7 protein-coding genes are annotated in these 5781 nt (G+C 50.4%); 2 read left to right on the top strand and 5 right to left on the bottom strand.

Annotated elements, in window-relative coordinates:
- A partial coding sequence (locus Pmgp_RS18610; RefSeq protein WP_205078084.1) for a hypothetical protein occupies positions 1-215 on the bottom strand: 215 nt, incomplete at its 3' end.
- A 218-nt stretch (positions 216-433) separates the two neighbouring features.
- Positions 434-1036 (bottom strand): TetR/AcrR family transcriptional regulator, encoded by a 603-nt coding sequence (locus Pmgp_RS18615; protein WP_134216090.1) that lies wholly within the window; start codon positions 1034-1036, stop codon positions 434-436.
- 200 nt (positions 1037-1236) lie between these two features.
- On the opposite strand from Pmgp_RS18615, the gene Pmgp_RS20635 reads away from it, so the two are divergent.
- Entirely contained in the window at positions 1237-1368 is a 132-nt protein-coding gene (locus Pmgp_RS20635; protein WP_282432923.1) for a hypothetical protein, read from the top strand.
- 13 nt (positions 1369-1381) lie between these two features.
- Positions 1382-2080 (top strand): alpha/beta hydrolase, encoded by a 699-nt coding sequence (locus Pmgp_RS18620; RefSeq protein ID WP_205078106.1) that lies wholly within the window; start codon positions 1382-1384, stop codon positions 2078-2080.
- Between the two features lie 213 nt (positions 2081-2293).
- Here Pmgp_RS18620 and gatB read toward each other — a convergent pair whose 3' ends face one another.
- The 3 genes from gatB to gatC form a co-directional block, all read right to left on the bottom strand.
- Positions 2294-3730 carry an Asp-tRNA(Asn)/Glu-tRNA(Gln) amidotransferase subunit GatB gene (gene gatB, locus Pmgp_RS18625; RefSeq protein ID WP_134216093.1) on the bottom strand — a complete coding sequence of 479 codons (1437 nt, stop codon included), beginning with the start codon at positions 3728-3730 and terminating at the stop codon, positions 2294-2296.
- A gap of 88 nt (positions 3731-3818) precedes the next feature.
- On the bottom strand, positions 3819-5276 hold the full coding sequence (gene gatA / locus Pmgp_RS18630) for an Asp-tRNA(Asn)/Glu-tRNA(Gln) amidotransferase subunit GatA (RefSeq protein ID WP_134216095.1): 1458 nt from the start codon (positions 5274-5276) through the stop codon (positions 3819-3821).
- 20 nt (positions 5277-5296) lie between these two features.
- Positions 5297-5578 carry an Asp-tRNA(Asn)/Glu-tRNA(Gln) amidotransferase subunit GatC gene (gene gatC / locus Pmgp_RS18635; protein ID WP_134216097.1) on the bottom strand — a complete coding sequence of 94 codons (282 nt, stop codon included), beginning with the start codon at positions 5576-5578 and terminating at the stop codon, positions 5297-5299.
- Between the last annotated feature and the right edge of the window lie 203 nt (positions 5579-5781).

The following is a 5781-nucleotide window of genomic DNA, read 5'->3' on the forward strand; positions in this document are numbered from 1 at the left end:
GCCTCCAGCTTTCGCAGTAACTCGCGGCAAGATTCCAGCTTTGGTTTCCCGTTTGGTCCATACCACGACAGGGTTTCACATAGCGTATGCGCCAATTCCTTTTGACTCAATCGGGGAAACAACCGGATCACTTCCTTAATGTGTTCCAGTTCTTCCCTTGTAAAAATGCGTCCGTTCAAGAGAACTTCCTCAGGCCAATCTTCATGTATCGTCATAGTGTGGCTCCTTTTTAAAATTTCCCACACTATTGTCTCATATTTATTTTGTGGTGTCCAGTGCTATTTTGCGAAAAACTTTTTCTCCCCAACTCTTATAAACCTTGTCAGTTATAAATCTTTAGATTCATGCGTCAGCTCTGATATTATCATTAGAATTAGAGGAGGCGATTTAACACTTAAAAGAGTTCCCGCGCACGTTGATAATGAGACCGATCTTACTTCTCCGGCCCGGTTAAGCCCTGTGCTATACAATCAATAATCACGTCCATAATTTTAGGAAACAGTTCATGCCCCAATCTCTCTTTGAGCGTGCGCAGCATCAGAATTGCGGCAAAAACCCCGGCAATCACCTCCGGGTCGTTCTCTTTCAAAACACCCCGCTCAATTAAAGACTGGATGAACTGTATTCCCGTTTTTACATTATCACGGGTAGTATCTTTGATGAGATGCGCGGGCAATTTCCGGACAATGCGCTCATGTTCCCCTTCGTCAAACCACTGCTGCAGCAGGGGGTTTTCATCAGCCAGCCGTAAAGCCAGGTAAAAGAAGGAGGAGATCATCTCCCTGGGAGGCAGGTTTTCCTGCAGGTGCTCAACAATAAGCCGGTTTCTGACCTCTTCCTGGCCGTTGACAATATAATAAAAAAGTTCTTCTTTGGAGGAGAAAAACTTATAAAAGGAACCCTTTCCTATACCGCAGGCCTGCACAATATCATCAATACTGGTCTTAGCAAAGCCATACCTGATAAACAGCTCTTTACCTTTTGTTAAGAGGCATTGCCTGATTTGTTCCCTTTCGTTTTCGGTAAACTTGGACATATTTTTGCTCCTTCAATTTATATTGTGACTAACAATTGACTTTTAGTCGCCAAGTCATTACAATGATTATACCAGCCAAATTTGCATATGTAAACATCGTGCTGCTTTAGCGGGCAGCAATTTCTTTGGCTACTATATGACTAAGTGTACTTATTTAGTCATATAGTTACCTTAAATGCTTGCCAGTTAAGGGAGAACAAATGCATATTGAGGTACTGGAAGTGATCGAAACCGCCCGGGAAGAAATTGCCCGGAGGAAAAACCTAATAAATAACCTTGAGGTGAATAAACATGCCAAGCCTAAAAAGTCGTCTTTTTTGCTTTATGCTTAATAACAGTCATTTATTGCGTTTTCAGTTAAAAAAAAGAAAAACCGCCTGGGACTTTAACACGTCGATTCCCCTTTTCCGCCAGGAATGCGAAAAAGGCGCCGCCAGGTTCGGTAAGCTGCCCGGGGGAATAAAAATAGAGCCCCTCACCATCAACGGGATCAAGGCTGAATGGCTCCTTCCAGCCGGGGCAGTGCAAGATAAAACAATCTTCTTTATACACGGCGGCGGGTATGTTTCAGGTTCTTGTTCAGATCACCGGGCGCCTGTGGCAAAGTTTGTTAAAGGCAGCGGCATAAGAGCACTGCTGTTTGAATACCGCCTGGCTCCCGAACACCCCTTTCCCGCAGCTATGGAGGATACGCTGAAAGCTTACTGCTGGCTGCTGGAACAGGGCGTTGCCTCTGACCATGTTGTATTTGCCGGTGATTCAGCCGGCGGGGGGTTAGTCCTGGCCACGCTGCTGGCCCTCAAAGACAAGGGTCTGCCCCTTCCTGCAGCAGCGGTCGCACTTTCTCCCTGGACCGATCTCAAACTTACGGGGGAGTCCCACCGGACTAACGCCGGAGTATGTTTGAGCCCCCCGGGCATGTCAGCCGTGTGCAGCAAATATTACGCCGGCGGCAATGACCCGGGCCTGCCGTACATTTCCCCTCTGTACGGTGACCTGCGCGGGCTGCCGCCTACACTCATCTATGATGAAACCACATTATAGGGGACAACTCTCCTAGGGAGGGCTGTCCCCTTTTATTCCGGGAAATCTTTCATGCAGCGAATTGAGGTGCTACTTTAGTCGTCAGCGGAAAGGGGACACACCTCTATTTCAGGTATTCCTTTATCGACGAGGAATGTCCCCATTGGAAAGCTGCCAATTTGTTCCTTTGTTCAATTGAAATCTAACCTACATACTGATTTTCATCCTGTGGCCTTATATTCTCTCTTTAAGCAGCCTGTTCACCAGTTCAGGATTTGCTTTGCCCCTGGTCGCCTTCATAACCTGCCCGACCAGGAAGCCCAGGGCCTTCTCCTTGCCTGCCCGGATATCTTCAACCGACTTCGGGTTGCTGGCGATAACTTCAGCAACTACCGCTGCTATGGCGCCTTCATCGCTAATCTGGACCAGGCCCTTTTCTTTAACGATAACGCCTGCATCCTTGCCGCTGGCGAACATCTCCTCAAATACCGTTTTAGCGATCTTACCGCTGATTGTCCCCTTCTCCATAAGCTCAAGCAGGGAGGCCAGCTGCCGCGGTTTGATCCTGCACGCCGTAATTTCCTGGTTATTGGCGTTTAGCAGCCTGGCCAGATCGCCCATGATCCAGTTGCTGACCGCCTTGGGATTTGAGTAGGAGGCCACGCAGTCTTCGAAGTAATCGGCCATTTCTCTGGTACTGGTCAGGACTGCGGCGTCATAGCCGGGCAGCCCGTATTCCATTACGTAACGTCTCCTGCGCGCGTCCGGCAGTTCCGGGAGTGAGCGGCGGATATCTTCCACCCATTCTTTCTCAATCACCAGCGGCACCAGGTCGGGATCCGGGAAATAGCGATAGTCGTGCGCGTGTTCCTTGCTGCGCATGGATAGCGTGACTCCTTTCCCTTCGTCCCAGGTCCGGGTTTCCTGAACAATCCGGCCGCCTTCCTCCAAAGCCTCGATCTGGCGTTCAACTTCGTAAGACAGCGCCCTTTGCAGGGCTCTGAAAGAGTTGAGGTTTTTTATCTCGGCCTTGGTACCCAACTTAGAGCTGCCGGCCGGCCGCACCGATATATTCGCGTCACAGCGCAGGCTGCCCTCTTCCATCTTGCAGTCCGATACACCGGTGTACTGGACAATGGCTTTGAGCTTTTCCATGTAGCTGCACGCCTCTTCCGGGGAGCGCAGGTCGGGCTCGGACACGATTTCAATCAAGGGTACGCCCGCCCGGTTGTAGTCCACCAGGGAAAATGGCGTGGTTGTTATGGTGCCCTGGTGTACCAGTTTACCTGTGTCCTCTTCCATGTGCAGGCGGGTAATACCGATCCTTTTTACGCCGCCGCCGGTATCTATGTCAAGGTAGCCGTGTTCGGCTATAGGCAAATCATACTGGGAAATCTGATAGTTTTTAGGCATATCCGGATAATAATAATTTTTCCGGTCGAACTTGGAGAAGCCGGCGATCTGGCAGTTTAGCGCCAGAGCAGCCCTGATGGCGTATTCCACTACTTTCTTGTTGACCACCGGCAGGGTTCCGGGCAGTCCCAGGCAGACCGGACAAATATGGGTATTGGGATCGCCGCCGAATTCAGTGGTGGAATCGCAGAATATCTTCGATCTGGTCTTGAGCTCTATGTGCACTTCCAGGCCAATAACAGTTTCGTACCGGGCCAAAACTCAAACCTCCTAAATCGGTCGTCAGTCGTCGGACGTCGGACGTCAGAAATTTAGAATAATACTTACTAAAGTTTCACAAAACTCCTCACAATGCGGGAAATTCTTTGTGATAACTGGTATTCTGCTCGAAGGTATAGGCGGCGCGCAGCAGGGTTCCCTCGTTAAAGTGCCTGCCCATCAATTGCAGGCCGACCGGCAGCCCACCCGCGAAGCCGCAGGGAACAGACATGCCCGGTATGCCGGCCAGGTTTACCGAAATGGTACACACGTCAGAAAGATACATCTGCAACGGGTCGTCCGTTTTTTCCCCGATACGGAAGGCCGTAGTCGGTGATACGGGGGAAACAAGCAGGTCGTATTTTTCAAAGGCACGGTCAAAGTCTTCCTTGATCAAAGTCCGTACTTTCAGCGCCTTAAGGTAATAAGCGTCGTAATAACCTGCTGAAAGGGCATAGGTGCCAAGCATGATTCTCCTCTTGACCTCGGAGCCGAAACCCTGGCTGCGGGTTTTCATAAACATATCGATAATATCTTCCGAATCTTCAGCCCGCAAGCCGTACCTCACCCCGTCGTAGCGGGCCAGGTTGGAACTGGCCTCCGCGGGGGCGATCAGGTAATATGTCGGCAGGGCGTACTCAGTGTGCGGCAGAGTTGTATATTCAACATTAGCCCCGAGGGATTCCAGCAGCTCCAAAGCTTTTCTGATCAGACCATGAACTTCCGGGGCGATCCCTTCAGCCATGTATTCTTCCGGCACCCCTATCTTCATACCTCGCACGTCGTTAATTAAAAACTGCGTGTAGTCAGGCGCCTGGAAATCAGCCGAGGTAGAGTCAAGCGGGTCGTGGCCGCAAATAATGTTGAGCATTAAGGCACAGTCAGTGACGTCCCTGGTAAAGGGGCCGATCTGGTCCAGAGAAGAAGCGTAGGCAATCAGCCCAAACCGGGAGACCGCGCCGTAAGTAGGCTTCATCCCCACTACCCCGCAAAATGAGGCCGGCAGCCGGATCGAGCCTCCGGTATCGGAACCAAGCGAGCAGACTGCCTCACCGGCGGCTACCGCAGCCGCTGAACCACCGCTGGAACCGCCGGGCACCCGGCTGGTGTCCCAGGGGTTGCGGGTGGTGAAGAAAGCGGAGTTCTCTGTGGATGAACCCATCGCAAACTCATCTAAATTAGTCTTGCCTACCATGACCGCTCCGGCCGCGTCAAGTTTTTTGACAACTGTGGCGCTGTACGGAGGCACAAAGTTTGCCAAAATCTTCGAGCCGGCGGTTGTGGTTATGCCGTCTGTGCACATATTGTCTTTAATGGCTACTGGAATGCCGGAAAGAGGTAATATTTTTTCACCCTTTCGGATTTGTTCGTCTATCACCCGGGCCCGTTCCAGCGCCCGTTCCCTGATCCTGCTCAGGTAAGCGCCGACCTTTTCCTCAACCGACGCGATCCTGTCAAATACAGCCTCATTCAATTCTACCGCTGAAATTTCTTTGTTTATTAAAAGACTATGCAGTTCGTGGGCTGTTTGCCGGAAAAGCTGCAACTGATTCACCTCCCTGTCACCTATACGATTCTAGGCACCTTGAAATAGTCTTCGTCCCGGTCAGGACAGTTGGCCAGGGCATCCTCGCGCGACATGTGCTGTCCCGGCCAGTCTTCCCGCAGCACGTTTTTGAGCGGCAGCACGTGAGCTGTAGGCTGCACGTCAGTAGTATCCAGGCGCTCCAGAAATCGAAAATGTTCCAGGATATCGTTCAGCTGTCTGGTAAACATCTCTTTTTCCTCACCGGTCAGTTCCAACCGGCCCAGTAATGCTACTTGATCGACATCTTTTTTGGAAATCAAGGATCTCACCTTCCTCAAAAGCTAAATAATTAAACCAAATTGTTATAAAAAGGCTGCAACTTTTAAAATCTACATTATTATACCATTGTTATATGTGCGTTTCAAATTATGTATCGGCAGGCTAAAAGCCGCATAATAAAACACTGACCGGGAAAACTTACCGGTCAGCTAAACGTTAAGCTCAAAACACTATTCAAAACCGC

The organism is Pelotomaculum propionicicum, assembly GCF_004369225.1.
Taxonomy (GTDB): domain Bacteria; phylum Bacillota; class Desulfotomaculia; order Desulfotomaculales; family Pelotomaculaceae; genus Pelotomaculum_B; species Pelotomaculum_B propionicicum.

Bases quoted from the DNA above. Each gene is read 5' to 3' on its own strand.
- Pmgp_RS18615 (WP_134216090.1), bottom strand. From the start codon at position 1,036: ATGTCCAAGTTTACCGAAAACGAAAGGGAACAAATCAGGCAATGCCTC.
- Pmgp_RS20635 (WP_282432923.1), top strand. From the start codon at position 1,237: ATGCATATTGAGGTACTGGAAGTGATCGAAACCGCCCGGGAAGAAATT.